Origin of the sequence: Neobacillus drentensis, assembly GCF_036965645.1 — a bacterium.
Classification (GTDB): Bacteria; Bacillota; Bacilli; order Bacillales; family Cytobacillaceae; genus Neobacillus; species Neobacillus drentensis_D.
In genome coordinates, this window is sequence record NZ_JBALPZ010000091.1 from 9,268 (window position 1) to 25,159 (window position 15,892).

Annotated in this window: 14 protein-coding genes and 1 other annotated feature; of the genes, 11 read left to right on the forward strand and 3 right to left on the reverse strand. The window is 38.8% G+C overall.

The window, feature by feature from the left end; translation table 11 throughout:
• Nucleotides 1–180 precede the first annotated feature (180 nt).
• The 4 genes from V7266_RS17630 (at nucleotide 181) to V7266_RS17645 (ending at nucleotide 5,921) form a co-directional block, all read left to right on the forward strand.
• Nucleotides 181–492 (forward strand): hypothetical protein, encoded by a 312-nt coding sequence (locus V7266_RS17630; protein WP_335469529.1) that lies wholly within the window; start codon nucleotides 181–183, stop codon nucleotides 490–492.
• A 44-nt stretch (nucleotides 493–536) separates the two neighbouring features.
• A complete protein-coding gene (locus V7266_RS17635) occupies nucleotides 537–1,490 on the forward strand; it encodes an O-antigen ligase family protein (RefSeq protein ID WP_335469530.1) in 954 nt (317 codons plus the stop codon).
• 116 nt (nucleotides 1,491–1,606) lie between these two features.
• Nucleotides 1,607–1,842: a binding site (T-box leader), on the forward strand.
• A gap of 52 nt (nucleotides 1,843–1,894) precedes the next feature.
• Nucleotides 1,895–4,537: a valine--tRNA ligase gene (locus V7266_RS17640; protein WP_335469532.1), complete on the forward strand. Its 2,643-nt coding sequence runs from the start codon at nucleotides 1,895–1,897 to the stop codon at nucleotides 4,535–4,537.
• Nucleotides 4,538–4,601: 64 nt separating this feature from the next.
• Nucleotides 4,602–5,921, forward strand: coding sequence for a bifunctional folylpolyglutamate synthase/dihydrofolate synthase (locus V7266_RS17645; RefSeq protein WP_335469535.1), 1,320 nt, complete (start codon nucleotides 4,602–4,604; stop codon nucleotides 5,919–5,921).
• A gap of 62 nt (nucleotides 5,922–5,983) precedes the next feature.
• Here V7266_RS17645 and V7266_RS17650 read toward each other — a convergent pair whose 3' ends face one another.
• Genes V7266_RS17650 through V7266_RS17660 form a run of 3 tightly spaced genes read right to left on the reverse strand, consistent with a single transcriptional unit; the run spans nucleotide 5,984 to nucleotide 8,160 of the window.
• Nucleotides 5,984–7,219: a hypothetical protein gene (locus V7266_RS17650; RefSeq protein ID WP_335469537.1), complete on the reverse strand. Its 1,236-nt coding sequence runs from the start codon at nucleotides 7,217–7,219 to the stop codon at nucleotides 5,984–5,986.
• A complete protein-coding gene (locus V7266_RS17655; protein ID WP_335469538.1) occupies nucleotides 7,219–7,683 on the reverse strand; it encodes a PulJ/GspJ family protein in 465 nt (154 codons plus the stop codon). The genes V7266_RS17650 and V7266_RS17655 overlap by 1 nt, the downstream gene beginning before the upstream one ends.
• A 12-nt stretch (nucleotides 7,684–7,695) precedes the next feature.
• Complete coding sequence (locus tag V7266_RS17660; protein ID WP_335469539.1) at nucleotides 7,696–8,160, reverse strand: type IV pilus modification PilV family protein; 465 nt, start codon at nucleotides 8,158–8,160, stop codon at nucleotides 7,696–7,698.
• Nucleotides 8,161–8,416: 256 nt separating this feature from the next.
• Here V7266_RS17660 and V7266_RS17665 point away from each other — a divergent pair, with 256 nt between their 5' ends.
• The 7 genes from V7266_RS17665 to V7266_RS17695 all read left to right on the forward strand — a co-directional run bounded on the left by V7266_RS17665 (nucleotide 8,417) and on the right by V7266_RS17695 (nucleotide 15,875).
• Entirely contained in the window at nucleotides 8,417–9,220 is an 804-nt protein-coding gene (locus V7266_RS17665; RefSeq protein ID WP_335469540.1) for a hypothetical protein, read from the forward strand.
• Between the two features lie 24 nt (nucleotides 9,221–9,244).
• Complete coding sequence (locus tag V7266_RS17670) at nucleotides 9,245–10,612, forward strand: VanW family protein (protein WP_335469542.1); 1,368 nt, start codon at nucleotides 9,245–9,247, stop codon at nucleotides 10,610–10,612.
• Nucleotides 10,596–12,287, forward strand: coding sequence for a GspE/PulE family protein (locus tag V7266_RS17675; protein ID WP_335469543.1), 1,692 nt, complete (start codon nucleotides 10,596–10,598; stop codon nucleotides 12,285–12,287). Before V7266_RS17670 ends, V7266_RS17675 begins: the two co-directional genes overlap by 17 nt.
• An 11-nt stretch (nucleotides 12,288–12,298) precedes the next feature.
• On the forward strand, nucleotides 12,299–13,348 hold the full coding sequence (locus V7266_RS17680; protein WP_335469544.1) for a type IV pilus twitching motility protein PilT: 1,050 nt from the start codon (nucleotides 12,299–12,301) through the stop codon (nucleotides 13,346–13,348).
• Entirely contained in the window at nucleotides 13,341–14,546 is a 1,206-nt protein-coding gene (locus V7266_RS17685; protein ID WP_335469545.1) for a type II secretion system F family protein, read from the forward strand. Before V7266_RS17680 ends, V7266_RS17685 begins: the two co-directional genes overlap by 8 nt.
• Before the next feature lie 154 nt (nucleotides 14,547–14,700).
• Nucleotides 14,701–15,129: a type II secretion system protein gene (locus V7266_RS17690; RefSeq protein WP_335469546.1), complete on the forward strand. Its 429-nt coding sequence runs from the start codon at nucleotides 14,701–14,703 to the stop codon at nucleotides 15,127–15,129.
• Nucleotides 15,129–15,875 carry a prepilin peptidase gene (locus V7266_RS17695; RefSeq protein ID WP_335469547.1) on the forward strand — a complete coding sequence of 249 codons (747 nt, stop codon included), beginning with the start codon at nucleotides 15,129–15,131 and terminating at the stop codon, nucleotides 15,873–15,875. The genes V7266_RS17690 and V7266_RS17695 overlap by 1 nt, the downstream gene beginning before the upstream one ends.
• Nucleotides 15,876–15,892 lie beyond the last annotated feature (17 nt).

Genomic DNA, 15,892 nt, shown 5'->3' on the forward strand with positions numbered 1-15,892 from the left:
TAAACATTTTATTTATTTATATTCAAAACACCCAGTTTGTTCCTCATTAATTTTTAAAAAATTCTCCGTCGTATCCTCCAATCATCTAAAATAACCAGTTGAAATGTCCTAGTAGAAATGGAATAATAATTAGGAATTCATTTACCAGTTCTTTATACATAATCGAGGGAGTTATTTGGGATGTATTGGTTTATCATACTGTTTCCGCTATTAATCTATCCATGGGGATATGATCCGTATTATACAACAACAAAAACCAACTACTTATATTTATTTGTAGGTGCGGTCTGGCTTTATCTTATTTTTAAGAAAAAGTATCGTGTGCTCCTTCCGGAAAAGCGGGATTCTGCCGTTGAATTAATTCTATTAATCCTATTAAGTTTAATAGAAATATCGACCGCATTGTCCAAGTATACCTATACAGCAATCCATGGTTCTTTAGACCGGTGTGAAGGCCTGATTACTTTCTTTTGTTATTTTCCTACAGATTAATAGATAAAAATAAATTAAACAGGGTAGTCTTTGGCATTTCATTGGTGTCCATCTTTGTTTCTATCTATGGGATTTTGCAGCATTACTCATTGGACTTCTTCCCTCGGAACAGTGCGATGCGTTATTATTCAGGAACCTATACCTTTTTTGATAACCCCAACTTCTTTGGATCGTATCTAGTGTTGGTATTATTACTCTCATTAACAATCTATTTAACTGTTGAAAAGAAAAAAGCAGTCTCTTTATACTTTCTTACAGCATCTCTAGTGTTTATTTCACTTATTTTTTCTAGTACGAGAAGTGCTTATCTTGGCGTATTTTTTGGGACTGTTTTTTTAACAGTCTTTGTCGTATTAAAGAGAAAATACCTGTGGAAGAGATGGGTTTCATTGTTGCTTACGTTTGGCCTGCTGTTGTTCGCCATCAACCTCACTGAAAATGGTTTTTACTTTCAACGGATTAACTCGGTTGTCACGGATTCCATGAGTGTTGCCACCGAACAAGCTACCGGTCACGAAGGGTCTTCACGATTTTTTATTTGGAAGAAGTCGTTGCCGCTTGTAAAAGACTATTTTTGGATTGGGTCTGGACCTGATACTTTTGAATTTATTTTTAAGGCGAGTCCAAAAGAAATGCTGGAATTCCTCGGAAGCACGGATACTAAGGTTGATAAAGCTCATAATGAATATTTGCAGATTGCCATTACCTTAGGCACCCCGGTGCTGGTCATTTATTTATTACTGATATTTGTCGTATTAAGGAAAGCTTTTCTGGCTGTAAAAAAAGTACAAGGAAACGAAAAAATTATTATCTATGGACTTATTGCAACCATCTTTGGTTATCTAATTCAGGCATTTTTTAATATCAGCACTGTCCCGGTCGCGCCTATTTTTTGGTCAGTCCTCGGAATTTCTCTGGCAAAATCGAGCCCATATCTTCAAAAGTCGAACAACCAAATTCGTACAGAGAAAAGGGAAGACACAATAAAAAGTGCATAATTCATAATCGGGCTTGCAATCCAAAGCAAACTGCCATATAGTATAAAAAATAAAAAATCTGGTCATCCTGTTGACGTCACTCCCCTTTTTTGGGTAGTATAACAATATAATTTAAAATGAGAGCTATGACAGGGAAGAGTACAATGCACTCCTGCTTTAAGAGAGGGAAATCACTAGCTGGAAGATTTCCTAGGCGGAACATTGGAAAGTCGCCCATGAGCTTCTTCTGCGAACGGAGAAATCCAATTAGTGGAAGACGGATAAAATCCGTTATCTAAGTTAAGAGCCAATCATGTTTTTTTTCGATTGGAAAAAAGGTGGTACCGCGAAGCATACTCCATTCGTCCTTTTATAAGACGAATGGAGTTTTTTGTGTTAACCGGAATTTTAAAAGGAGGATTTACATGGAAACAAAAGAATTAACAATGCCGACCAAATACGATCCGCAGACAATTGAAAAGGGTCGTTATGAATGGTGGCTGGAGGGTAAATTTTTTGAAGCAAAGGATGACGAAGGCAAACAGCCATACACAATCGTTATCCCGCCCCCAAACGTTACGGGAAAGCTTCACTTAGGTCATGCTTGGGATACAACGCTGCAAGATATTTTGACACGAATGAAACGGATGCAGGGTTATGATGTTCTTTGGCTGCCTGGTATGGACCATGCGGGTATCGCAACTCAAGCAAAAGTAGAAGAAAAACTTCGTAACGAAGGCAAAAGCCGCTATGATTTAGGCCGAGAAAAATTCGTTGAAGAAACATGGAAGTGGAAAGAAGAATATGCGTCTCATATCCGCCAGCAGTGGTCGAAATTAGGCTTAGGTCTTGATTACAGCCGCGAACGCTTCACCCTAGATGAGGGTTTATCTGATGCAGTTAAAGAAGTATTTGTCACCCTTTATAAAAAAGGTTTAATCTACCGCGGTGAGTACATTATTAACTGGGACCCATCTACAAAAACCGCTTTATCTGATATCGAAGTTATCTACAAAGATGTTCAAGGTGCGTTTTATCATATGAACTATCCACTTGCAGATGGTTCCGGCTCCATCGAAGTAGCCACTACTCGTCCGGAAACGATGCTAGGTGATACCGCAGTAGCCGTTCACCCGGAAGATGAGCGTTACAAGCATTTAATCGGCAAAACCGTTATCCTGCCAATCGTTGGCCGTGAAATTCCGATTGTTGGTGATGATTATGTGGATATGGAATTTGGTTCAGGGGCTGTAAAAATTACACCTGCCCACGACCCAAATGACTTTGAAGTAGGTAACCGCCACAACTTAGAGCGTGTCCTTGTTATGAACGAAGATGGTTCTATGAATGACAAAGCTGGCAAATACCAAGGCATGGATCGTTTCGAATGCCGTAAGCAAATTGTGAAGGACTTACAAGAGCAAGGGGTTCTTTTCAAAATTGAGGAGCACATGCATTCCGTTGGTCACTCTGAGCGCAGCGGTGCAGTTGTTGAACCATACCTTTCAACCCAGTGGTTCGTTAAAATGCAGCCGCTCGCAGACGAAGCGATTGCACTGCAGGAAAAAGAAAATAAAGTAAACTTTGTTCCAGACCGTTTTGAAAAAACATATCTTCGCTGGATGGAAAATATCCGCGACTGGTGTATTTCCAGACAGCTTTGGTGGGGCCATCGTATTCCAGCTTGGTATCACAAACAAACAGGTGAAGTTTACGTAGGAACGGAAGCACCTGCAGATGCTGAAAACTGGGAACAGGATAAAGACGTATTAGATACTTGGTTTAGCTCTGCCCTATGGCCTTTCTCCACAATGGGCTGGCCAAACACGGAAGCGGCAGATTATAAGCGTTACTTCCCAACAGATGCACTGGTAACTGGTTACGATATCATCTTCTTCTGGGTATCCCGGATGATTTTCCAAAGCATCGAGTTCACAGGAGATCGTCCATTCAAAGATGTTCTTATTCATGGACTCGTACGTGACGAGCAGGGCCGTAAGATGAGTAAGTCACTTGGCAACGGTGTTGATCCAATGGATGTTATTGAAAAATATGGTGCCGATGCCTTACGTTATTTCCTATCTACTGGCAGTTCACCAGGACAGGATTTACGTTTCAGCTTTGAAAAGGTGGAGTCCACTTGGAACTTTGCCAATAAGATTTGGAATGCTTCCCGTTTTGCCTTGATGAATATGGATGGATTAACATATGAAGAAATTGATTTCAGCGGCGAAAAATCGGTTGCCGATAAGTGGATTTTAACACGCTTAAATGAAACGATTGAACATGTAACAAGACTGTCTGAACGCTATGAATTTGGTGAAGTCGGCCGTGCTTTATATAACTTTATCTGGGATGACTTCTGTGATTGGTATATTGAAATGGCGAAGCTTCCATTATACGGTGAAGATGAAGCAGCTAAGAAAACAACGCGTTCAATCCTTGCGTATGTTTTAGACAATACAATGCGTTTGTTACATCCATTCATGCCATTTATCACGGAAGAGATTTGGCAGAACCTTCCGCATGCAGGTGAATCCATCACAACAGCAGCATGGCCAGTTGTCAAACCAGAGCTAACAGACGACCAGGCTGCTCAAGAAATGAAGCTGCTTGTAGAAATGATTCGCTCTGTACGAAATATCCGTGCTGAAGTAAATACACCATTAAGCAAGAAGATCAAGATGCTTGTCAAAGCAAAAGATGAAGCCGTTCTGAAAGCAGTGGAAAGCAACCGCAGCTATATTGAACGCTTCTGTAATCCAGAAGAATTGCAAATGGGCGTAGACATCGAAGTACCTGAAAAAGCAATGACAGCTGTTGTGACCGGCTTGGAAATTATCCTTCCGCTTGAAGGCTTAATTAATATTGACGAAGAAATTGCTCGTCTAAATAAAGAATTAGACCGGTTAAATAAAGAAGTGGACCGCGTTCAGAAGAAATTAAGCAACGAAGGCTTTATGAAAAAAGCACCTGAAAGTGTTGTAGCCGAGGAACGTGCGAAAGAAAAGGATTACATCGAAAAGAGAGATACGGTCGAAGCCCGTATCAAAGAGTTAAGAGGATAACAAGTTGTGCGAGACGAATTCAGTACTGAGTTCGTCTCGCTTACATAGAAGGGGTGTACCAAAATTGTTTACTACTTATCAAGAAGCCCTCGACTGGATTCACGGGAGACTAAGACTTGGGATTAAACCTGGCTTAACCCGAATGGAATGGATGATGGACAAGCTTGGCTTTCCCGAAAAGAAAATCAAGGCGGTCCATGTAGGCGGAACGAATGGAAAGGGCTCCACTGTCACCTTTTTACGTTCAATCCTACAAGCGGGAGGATATACGGTTGGTACCTTTACATCACCGTATATTGAACAATTTAATGAACGAATCAGTGTGAATGGAAAACCAATTAATGATGAGGAAATATTAGAGCTGACCAATGTCATTAAGCCGCTCGCAGATGAATTAGAAGGAACGGAACTAGGCGGCCCAACTGAGTTTGAAGTGATCACGGCAATGGCCTTTTACTATTTCGCTAATACAAGTAATATTGACATCGTCATTTTTGAAGTAGGATTAGGCGGGCGATTTGACTCCACCAATATTATTCAACCATTAGCTTCAATTATTACAAACATCGGATTAGACCATACCAATATCCTCGGCGATACTTATGAGGAGATTGCCTTTGAAAAAGCAGGGATTATCAAGAATAACACACCGATCTTTACCGCGGTAAAACATCCAGGTGCCCTGCACGTGATTGAGGAAATGGCTGAAAAGAAGTCTGCCCCAATCTATAGATTGAATCAAGAATTTCAGATTTCCGGGCAAAATTCATTAGCCAAGGGTGAAATGTTTTCCCTGAAATCTAAATCTCTATCCTTTGAGGAACTTGAGATTAGTATGATTGGACAGCATCAAACGGAAAATGCCGCCCTGGCGGTTCTTGCCGCTGACTATGTTAACCAAACGGGATTTCAAGTAACAGAACAAGCTATTCGTAAGGGACTAAAAGACGCATACTGGCCTGGGCGATTTGAAATCCTTTCGGAAAAACCGCTTGTTATTATTGATGGAGCCCATAATCAGGAAGGAATTACTTCCTTAGTCCATGAGCTGTCTAGCAGATACAGTGATCGAAATATTCATATTGTATTTGCTGCTTTAAGGGATAAGAAGCTGGATGAAATGATTGCCATGTTAGATGGGATTGCGGATCAAATTTCGTTTGTCAGCTTTGATTTTCCTCGCGCTGCCAAAGCAGAAGATTTGTACAAAATAAGTAGTTCAACAAACAAGCTGGCAGTGGATGATTGGCAGTCCTGTCTGCTGGAAAAAATAAAAAGGCTAGGATCTGACGATATATTAGTTGTTACGGGTTCGCTTTATTTTATTTCAGAAGCGAAACCAGTTTTAGCTAAGAATTTAAAGGATAACCCGATCTCCCTATAAAAATAAAAAGGTGTGTACGTGATTGTATGATACAACTATGTACACACCTTTTTAATTAATTGTTAATAGACAACATTACTAATGACAGTACTTAAATTTTCTCCCCAGTAAATCTGAAATTCAGGTGGTACATAGGTTCCACATTTACTCGAAAATGTATTGTAATCTACCTTGTATGGTGAGTTTGTTACTGCCTGATAAACTCCATTTACTAATTTATTTACCGTTCCATAAACTAATAATGCACTTGGCGTTTCTCCGTTTTTTGTTGTAACAGTTGGGGCATTAGAATATTTTAAATCACCATAGACACACATTTTGGACGATGAAGAAATATCTAAATAATTAACAGTTGCCGTCTCACCAACGTAAACAAAAGATTCATTAGAAATATCCAAATGTTGTTTCACAGTCAAGCTTTTTCGAACTAAAACGCTTGATGTGGTATCGACTTTTAAATTTTGTTCAAAGGTGGCACTATCATTTGTTTCGATCTGTAAATTTGTTTGGCTATTCATATTTTTTCCAATGGTTATAGGACCATCTGCATGTATCTTGACAACACGTGTATTGTTTTCATTTCCTTGTCCAGTTAACGTTAATGAACCTTTTGTGTAAATGGTTTGGTTACTACTCAATAAGTTATTTCCATCAAATATTCCAGGTCCGTTAATATATACGGGATTACAACTTAACGTACTGCATAAAACTGTTGGTTCAATTATATTGTTGTAATTTGGTAGTACATAATTATTGGATTGACCACTTGTTGGGAGATTGAGGATTGAATCTAAATCAATATACATTTCTGTAAAAAGAGTAGTCTCTTTTCCGTTTTCATTACCAATAATATTAAAACTGATTTTGACTTTTTTTGAGTTACCAGCGGTATCTGCTACCGCGGTAAAATTCCTAATAGCAAAGGAAGCATTCGATCGTCCATCGATTGGAATTGCTGCTGGCGAACTGCCAGGTGGGAACTCATGTTGAAGTGCCGCTGCCATTTCCTCTGCTGCTTTACTCTTAAAATTCCCAGATGGATTCGTCTTCATAAATCCACTAACTGCCGTGTTTACCGATGATTGTTTGCTTTCAAAAAGTTTTTGTATTTGAACTTGATAGTAGGAAATACCCATTTCCGCAGCCGAGACAGATTGAGTCCGCTTTTCAACTATTTGATTTTGTTTTGTACTTGAAAAGGCTTGTCCCATGAAAGAAAGAGAAAGAATCATAAAGACAGTTACAACAAACAGCACAACCAAAAGGGCATAGCCTTGTTCGTTTTTTATACTTTTCATTAATATTTTATACCCTCCTTCATACGATAGAGAAAAGTATCTATCGTTATATTATTATTGGAATCATTCTTATCACTTGTGGTTAACTTTAATTGGACAATGTTCCCTTCTAGCCTAGGTTGAATAGGTTGTGTAACGGTATTCTTTATCTCAAACTTAAAACACATATAAGTATGTTTAAAAATCTCCGTTTTAGTTGTATTATCTGTATTTGTAATATTAACCGTTATTTCACAATTCGAGCTCGTATTTGTAATGGTATAATTTTTAGCTGATCGGTGAATTTTTAATAGATTTGTTATTAAAAGATTCGTTTCTTGCTGCATTTGGTTTTTGGTAATGGCTTTTTCGGATAAATTATAACCTTGAAAAAATACGCTCCAAATAATCACACTTATTATTGAAAAGATTGTTAGTGTGGCTAATACTTCGACCAAAGTTAAACCACTTTCATCGTGATTCACTCTCATCCTCTCCTATCTAATGACATAACCATATGTTTCAGCTACCATATTTCCTTTGCTATTAAACAATTGAACATCAATTTGGTTAACAAAAGAATTATTAGAATTATTATCAGGGGTCCTTTTTATTTTTATTTGCACTTTATATTCGTCTTTCGTGGTTTCAAAATAGTAATAATTCGTAAATTTAGTTAAAGAAAATAATGTATAATTTATGTTTTCATCTACATATGCAGGAGTAAAGCCAGTTGTTTGATTTGAGCTCTGGAGAAAAGTCTTGACTACTTGTGATTCTTTCCAATTTATAAGCACTTCTTTTGCGGTGTTAATAGCTTGGGTCTTTTGTTCATTTTGATTATTTAGCAGGCTCATTTGAGGAAAAATACTCATGAGTGAAATGAGGACTATTGACAATATAACAATTGAAACTACAACCTCTATCAAAGTTAAACCTTTTTCGTTTTTTAATATTTCCATTAGAAACCATTCCTTTATAGGAGAAAATATAGTTATATAGATATACCTTACCAAATTCGTAGAAAACTAGGTACACAAATCAGTAATTAATACCTAGAAAAAGTTTTCCAGCTTCTTTCAAAAAACATAATAGTATTATACAATATTTAATAGGCGAATTTTGTCTATTTTTTGTATAAAAGCTAAAAACATTAGTGATTTTAAGATAAATTGTAGTTTAATAGGATAAAAGTTCACACGGAAAAGGAGTATTTAAATGCTGTCACTTGTATGGGCCTTTGGTGCTACGTTAACTTTATTGTTAATTCTTTCATTATTACGAATTGGATTCTCTTTCAAAGGGAAGCTAATTGTCGCTTTAACCGGTTTTGTGCTGGCCCTTGCAGGACTGGCAGCAGTTTCTTCCTTTCCATTATGGCAAACGGGGTTAATCTTGGTGTTACTAGTTTTGGCTGCGGCCTATGTAATGGATAGCCGATTTGCCGCCTTGATCTTTGAACAGGGAACGGATTTGTTCAAACTTGAGACAGAGGAAGAAATGGAAGAGGATATTCTCCAGCTGAAAAAAGAAAAACAAGCGGATCTAGAATTACTGGATTTAAACACAGATGGGGATGAATTAGCTCCGTTAATGACTCTAGAAGATATACAAGAGCCTTCCTTACAAGAACTGTCACAAGCCAATTTAGAGACAGAAGCATTTTTACAAGAATCAGATGAGCTTTTACAAGAGAATGATTTTCTAATTGATGAAAATCCTATCCCAGATGATGAAAATACAGAAATCGTTGGAGAGAAATACCCAGAAGAAGGTTATTTAGCAGATATCGAAAGCTTACTACTCGAAGAATCAGATGTTATTGATCATTCTGAAGATGAAGGATGGCTTGAAGAAATAAACGATATTGAGATTTTAACCGATGAGGAAGACATCTTGGAAGAGATAAAAGATGAGAATCTACTTGAAGAATTGTTCCTTGCTGCCGAAGAAGCTGCAGCCGGAACTGAAGAACTCAAAAAAGATCGCGATATGGAGAGGGAAGTCAAATTACAAAAGTAGTTTGATGAAGTGGGGGGCTAGTATATGAAAAAAAACACTCAGTTTATAAAATTATTTATTGTACTAGTTTTTAGTACAGCTTTTATCTTTAGTTCCTCTCACTTTGGCGCAAAAGCCTATGAAAAATTGGCTAATCTAGATGGGAAATACTCCGATGGGACCCAAATCGGTACGATCGATATTTCGGGGAAAACCGCTGCAGAAGCAGTCAGTTTACTTGAAAACCAGTATGTTGATTGGATGAAAAAGACAAAATTCACTTTGCAATATAGTGAAAAGAGCGTTGCGTTTGACTTAAACGGTTTTTACCTCGATAAACAAACAACTATCGAATCAATAAAGGATGGACAGTCTAATCCTGTTTTTATTTCACTTGACCTTACCCAGCTTGAGGACCAAGTTAGTATCCTGTTCCCTGAGATTAATAGTAAAGAAGTAGATTTTACAAAGCTGAAAACAAATTTAGAATCGTCAGCATCCAAGCTTCAGAATGGGGAACAAATTTTTAATCTGACAAATGATTTCATGCTGGCAAACGCCGCTGATAAGAACTTTGTGATTAATGAAGCCATGCTCACATTAAAGGAGATTCCTTATGGGCTTCCAGCCTTCATTAAGAAAAATCCAGAGATAAAAATAGACCAAGGAGCAACCTTCTCAGTAGTTGACTTTGCGAAGATTCAAAAAATAACCGACTCCTCTTTATTAAGTGTGCTTGGAACTGGGATTTATCAAGCAGTATTACCTTCCAACTTTACGATTGTGGACAGAAATATTAGCAATACACTTCCTGATTATGCGGGCTTAGGATTTGAAGCGCGCGTCAATGCGGATAAAAACATCGATTTAATCATTACAAATCCTAATAAAACCAGCTATACAATAGAACTGGCATTAAAAGATAATCGATTAACTGTAAAATTAAAGGGAGAAAAACTCCTTTACAGCTACAAAATCATAAAAAAAGACGAGCAGAAAATAAAACCGAAAACCATTGTGCAATATAGCCCCTTGATAACAGCGGGCAAGACAATAGTTAAAACTGCAGGTGCTGATGGCCAGTTCGTGAAGGTTAATCGCGAGGTTTACCAAGCTGATCAGCTTTTAAAGACGGAAGCTATTTCTGAGGATTATTATTCGCCATCCTATCGAATTGAGATTCATGCCTTAACTGGTACAGCTCAAGGAACAACGGCGGCAGAAAGTCAAACAACAACTAATACGACAACAACAACCGGAAGTCAAACAATAACTAATGCGACAACAACAACTGCTACTCCTTCAACTGTAACTAATCCTGATGGAAGTCAAACTACTTCAACATCTGGGACAACACAACAAGATTCCAATGTTGATGACCTTTGGGGGAAACCGAATGAACAGCCAAAATAAGGTTGATAACAATAGAAAACAATCAAGGAAACGTCTTGGGGAATTGTTGATTGTACAAGGACTTATTTCAAAGGAACAACTTGCTTCGACCTTAGATGACAAAGGGTCTAGTCAGAAACTTGGCGAGGCCTTGCTCCAAAAAGGTTTTATTACGGACCAGCAATTAGCTGAAGTGTTAGAAAATCAGCTGGGGATTCCTCATGTCAATCTTGTTCAATACCCTTTTGACACCAGCCTTTTTTCCTTGATATCAAAGGATATGGCGAAAAGAAATTTGATTGTCCCGCTAAAAAAAGAGGGGAACAAGCTGTTTGTAGCAATGGTCAATCCAATGGACTTTATTGTCATGGATGATTTACGTCTTGCCACTGGATTTCAAATTGAGGCAGGGATTGCTACGAAAGAGGAGATCCTCCGCACCATCAACAAGTATTACGAAGAAGATGATGGATTTGAGGAACTTTTTGATGACCTAGCGGCGAATGACCGGGCCAGGGATGAAGATGTAACCAACCAGGATTCACCTATTGTTCGGCTGGTTAATCAACTTCTTACCAATGCGGTTATTCAAAAAGCCAGCGATATTCATATCGACCCGCAAGAAACAAAAATCGTGATCCGCTACCGTGTCGATGGAGTTCTTAGAGTAGAACGGACACTGCCACGACACATGCAAAGTGTATTAACAGCGAGAATCAAGATTATGTCCAATCTGGATATTACCGAACACAGGATACCACAAGATGGCCGGATAAAATTACATCTTGATTTTTATCCGATTGATTTGCGTGTATCGACACTGCCCACCGTCTACGGCGAAAAAATCGTTATGCGTTTATTAGATATGGGGGCCGCCTTAAATGATTTAAATAAAATTGGCTTTAATGCCCTTAATTTTAAACGGTTTAATTCCTTAATTGAACAGCCGACCGGGATCGTTCTGATTACCGGGCCGACAGGATCAGGGAAATCCTCGACTCTTTATGCGGCACTCAATCAATTAAACAGCGAAGAGGTCAATATCATTACTATTGAGGATCCGGTTGAATATCAATTGGAAGGGATTAATCAAATCCAAGTCAATCCAAATGTGGGGATGACATTTGCGGCCGGACTGCGTTCAATTCTTCGGCAGGATCCGAATATTATCATGGTCGGAGAGATTCGTGATAAAGAGACCGCGGAAATTGCCATACGTGCTTCCTTAACGGGGCATTTAGTTTTGAGTACACTTCATACTAACGATTCACTCGGTACTATTACCCGTTTGAATGATATGGGTGTAGAGCCGTTTATGATTGCCTCATCTGTCAGCGGCATTGTCGCCCAACGACTTGTCCGAAAGGTTTGCCGCGATTGTGCAGAGGCACAGGAACCTTCTTTAAGAGAAAAAGAAATCTTCGCCAGACGCGGTTTGAAGATTGATAAGATCATTAGAGGAAAAGGATGTCCTTCTTGTAATATGACAGGTTACAAAGGAAGGATTGCCCTTCATGAGGTACTCGTCATTGACGATATCATGCGCAGAATTATCATGAATGATAATTCGTTCCAAAAATTAAAAGAACAAGCGATTAAAAATAAAACCATCTTTCTTATTGACGATGGGTTACTAAAAGTGAAACAAGGTTTGACAACAACAGAAGAAGTACTACGTGTTGCCATTCTAGAGTAGGAGTATGAGACATGACGGAGAGAATTGACAATATACTTAGGGCCGCAATTGAATTTAAAGCGTCTGATATTCACTTAACCGTTGGGGTACCGCCGATTTTTCGTATTAACGGAGATATTAAACGCTACGGGAAAGAGATGCTCTTACCACCTGATACTGAGGCGATAGCTAAACAAATTATTCCTGAAAACCTCTGGGAGCAATTTAAAGAAAAAGGGGAGCTTGATTTCTCCTATGGGATCCCAGGTGTATCCCGCTTCCGTGTGAATGCCTATCATCAACGCAAAAGTGTCTCTCTTGCGCTAAGGGTAGTAGCATCAAAAACGCCAACACTTGAAGACTTAGACTTGCCGGAAATCATCCCGAGGCTTGTTGAAAAACCACAAGGACTCATTCTCGTGACCGGACCAACAGGAAGCGGGAAATCAACAACGCTTGCTTCCATGATCGATTACATGAACCGGACGATGAGAAAACATATCATTACCCTAGAAGACCCGATTGAATATCTTCATAAACACGGAAATTCCATAATTGATCAGCGTGAAGTAGGTTTTGATACCCAAAATTATGCGAGTGGTTTAAAAGCGGCCCTTCGTCAAGACCCTGATGTCATTCTTGTAGGGGAGATGCGTGACTTAGAAACGATTGGTATTGCAATTACAGCAGCTGAAACAGGCCACCTTGTTTTCGGGACGCTTCATACATCAAGTGCACCAGCAACCATCAACCGTATCATTGACGTTTTCCCGCCAGCGCAGCAGCCGCAGATTCGTGTTCAGCTTGCTTCGGTATTAGTGGGGGTTATTTCTCAGCGTTTATTCCCAACTGTTGATAAAAAGGGGCGTAGAGCTGCGACGGAGATATTAGTAAATAATCCTGCGATAGCCAACTTGATTCGTAATGAGAAGATCCACCAAATTCAAAGTACAATGCAAACCTCTCGAGCACAAGGTATGCACACGTTAGAAATGAGTATTCGAGATTTGCTTGACCGCAACGTCATTCAGAAAGAAGCTGCAACCAAATATCTACAAGAAAAGATGATGATGGATGCCTAGATTTAAGTATTCCGGACGAGATAAACGCGGAAAAAAGCAGGGTGTGATTACGGCCGCTTCCCGCCGTGAAGCCATGGTAAAGCTAAAGGATGATGGGGTTCGGGTTGTCGAAATGACGGAAGTCCCCGAGACGTTAATGACAATGGAACTATCCTTTGGGAATCCCGTCAAAATGCAGGATTTTGTCATTTATTTACGGCAATTTGCGACCCTGCTAAAGGCAGGTGTCACCATTGTAGAGGCAACAGCGGTTCTCGCGGCTCAAACAGAAAGTAAGGGACTAAAGCGTGCACTACTTGATGTCGAACAAGAACTCCGTGAAGGAAATCCCTTTTCTGACGCTGTTTCAAAACATCCTAAAATCTTTAATTCTATGTTTGTCAATATGGTTAGGGCAGGGGAAGTCAGCGGTAATATGGATGGAACACTTGAACGTCTAGCGGAGGATTTCGAAAAACAGCATCACACAAGAGAAAAAGTCAAATCAGCTCTTACGTATCCAATAGCGATAGGAATTATTGCTATATTCGCTGTCATCTTTTTACTTGTTGGAGTTGTCCCTAAATTTGTAACAATGTTCTCCGATATGGATCTCGAGCTTCCGGTGATTACCAAATTTGTTTTATCCGTTAGTAAATTTATGCAATCCTTTTGGTGGCTGGTTGCGATTATTTTTGTTGCTATCTATGTATTTTTCGTGTTCATGAAAAAAAATAAACAGGCAAAATACTATTTGGATCTTGCAACATTAAAAATGCCGATATTTGGGAGAATGGTACAAAAAGCACAGTTAGCAAGAATGATGAGAACACTTAGTACTTTATTCTCGAGTTCAGTTCCAATTCTCCAAGCAATGTCGATTGTGGAAAAGGTCGTTGAAAATGAGGTTATTTCTAAAGTTATTCGTGAATCCCGAGATTCGTTAGAAAAGGGAAGATCGATGACCGAGCCAATGATTGCCCACTGGGCGTTTCCTCCATTAGTTACGCAAATGATTACGATTGGAGAAGGGACAGGAGCACTTGATGTTATGCTGTCAAAAATCGCGGAGTTCTATGAAAAAGAAGTAGAGGCAGGCACAGACCGACTAAAGTCCTTAATTGAGCCAATCATGATTGTCTTTTTGGCAGGAGTAGTTGGCGTTATTGTTATGTCGATTATGATGCCAATGTTCTCCATGTATGACCAAATGAGCTAATAAAATACAGTTTTATTTCAAAATTCTATCAAATATTACAAGTATCTAATATTTGTGACAGAAAATGATAAAAAACATCTTTTACAATGATGTCATTTATTGTATACTCATAGAGAAATATTACTAGGTTCATAGAACCAGAAGGAGTGGAAAAATGGTACAAGCTTTAAAAGCAAAAATGAAAGAACAGAAGGGTTTTACTTTAATTGAATTACTAGCAGTAATCGTTATTTTGGGGATTATTGCGGCGATTGCTATTCCTGCGATAGGGAATGTAATTAATAAATCTGACAAAAAGGCAGAAGCTCAAACGGGATTACAAATTATTAATGCAGCAAAGTTGTATGTTGCTAACAATAATGTTGATGCAACTTCACCTGTTACCTTAGATTATGACAAATTATCTGAATATCTAGACCATGTGAATGTAAAAGATGATAATGGTGATGCATATACGGATTACTCAGTAGTAGTTGAGAAGGTTGCAACAACAACAAGTGGTAAATATAAATATACCTTAAATGATTATCCTGCAACCGGTACTAATAAAGATGAAAGTACTTTAATCGAAGAAGCTAAATAATGATTTACTTTTTATTATTTAGCTATGGTCTCGTCCTAGGCTCCTTCTTTAACGTAGTAGGCCTTAGAGTTCCATTAAAGCAATCAATTGTCACACCAAGATCTGCATGTCCAAATTGCGGGCATCAGTTAACACCATTTGAACTAATTCCGGTTTTATCATATATGCTTCAAAAAGGGAAATGCCGCGGCTGTCAGTCGCGGATTTCTCCTATCTATCCCTTTTTTGAATTATTAACTGGAATCCTCTTTGCGCTAGCACCATACGTAATTGGATGGTCTGGAGAATTAGTCATTGCCTTGACGTTTATCTCAATGTTTATGATTATCACTGTGTCCGATATTCATTATATGATCATCCCTGATAAAATTTTGCTCTGGTTTGCAGGGATTTTTTTATTGGAACGAATTATTTGGCCGCTACACCCATGGTGGGACAGCCTCTTAGGTGCCGTTACCGGATTTCTTCTCCTGCTTATCATCGCTGTTGTCAGTAAGGGCGGAATGGGCTTTGGTGATGTAAAGCTATATGCCTTAATTGGTTTCGTGGTAGGATTTAAAATGGTATTATTATCTTTCTTCCTGTCAACCTTATTTGGCGCCGTGATTGGCGGTTTAGCTCTTTTGCTGAGAATCGTTAAAAAACGACAGCCAATACCATTTGGTCCGTTCATTGCGGCTGGCACCTTGACAGCTTATTTTTGGGGTACGGAGCTTATTGACTTATACTTTAAAATCCTCTATTAAGGATATATTACTAAGGG

Coding starts and splice junctions, on each gene's coding strand:
- V7266_RS17630 (WP_335469529.1), top strand. CDS start 181: ATGTATTGGTTTATCATACTGTTTCCGCTATTAATCTATCCATGGGGA.
- V7266_RS17640 (WP_335469532.1), top strand. CDS start 1,895: ATGGAAACAAAAGAATTAACAATGCCGACCAAATACGATCCGCAGACA.
- V7266_RS17650 (WP_335469537.1), bottom strand. CDS start 7,219: ATGAAAAGTATAAAAAACGAACAAGGCTATGCCCTTTTGGTTGTGCTG.
- V7266_RS17660 (WP_335469539.1), bottom strand. CDS start 8,160: ATGGAAATATTAAAAAACGAAAAAGGTTTAACTTTGATAGAGGTTGTA.
- V7266_RS17665 (WP_335469540.1), top strand. CDS start 8,417: ATGCTGTCACTTGTATGGGCCTTTGGTGCTACGTTAACTTTATTGTTA.
- V7266_RS17670 (WP_335469542.1), top strand. CDS start 9,245: ATGAAAAAAAACACTCAGTTTATAAAATTATTTATTGTACTAGTTTTT.
- V7266_RS17675 (WP_335469543.1), top strand. CDS start 10,596: ATGAACAGCCAAAATAAGGTTGATAACAATAGAAAACAATCAAGGAAA.
- V7266_RS17680 (WP_335469544.1), top strand. CDS start 12,299: ATGACGGAGAGAATTGACAATATACTTAGGGCCGCAATTGAATTTAAA.
- V7266_RS17685 (WP_335469545.1), top strand. CDS start 13,341: ATGCCTAGATTTAAGTATTCCGGACGAGATAAACGCGGAAAAAAGCAG.
- V7266_RS17690 (WP_335469546.1), top strand. CDS start 14,701: ATGGTACAAGCTTTAAAAGCAAAAATGAAAGAACAGAAGGGTTTTACT.
- V7266_RS17695 (WP_335469547.1), top strand. CDS start 15,129: ATGATTTACTTTTTATTATTTAGCTATGGTCTCGTCCTAGGCTCCTTC.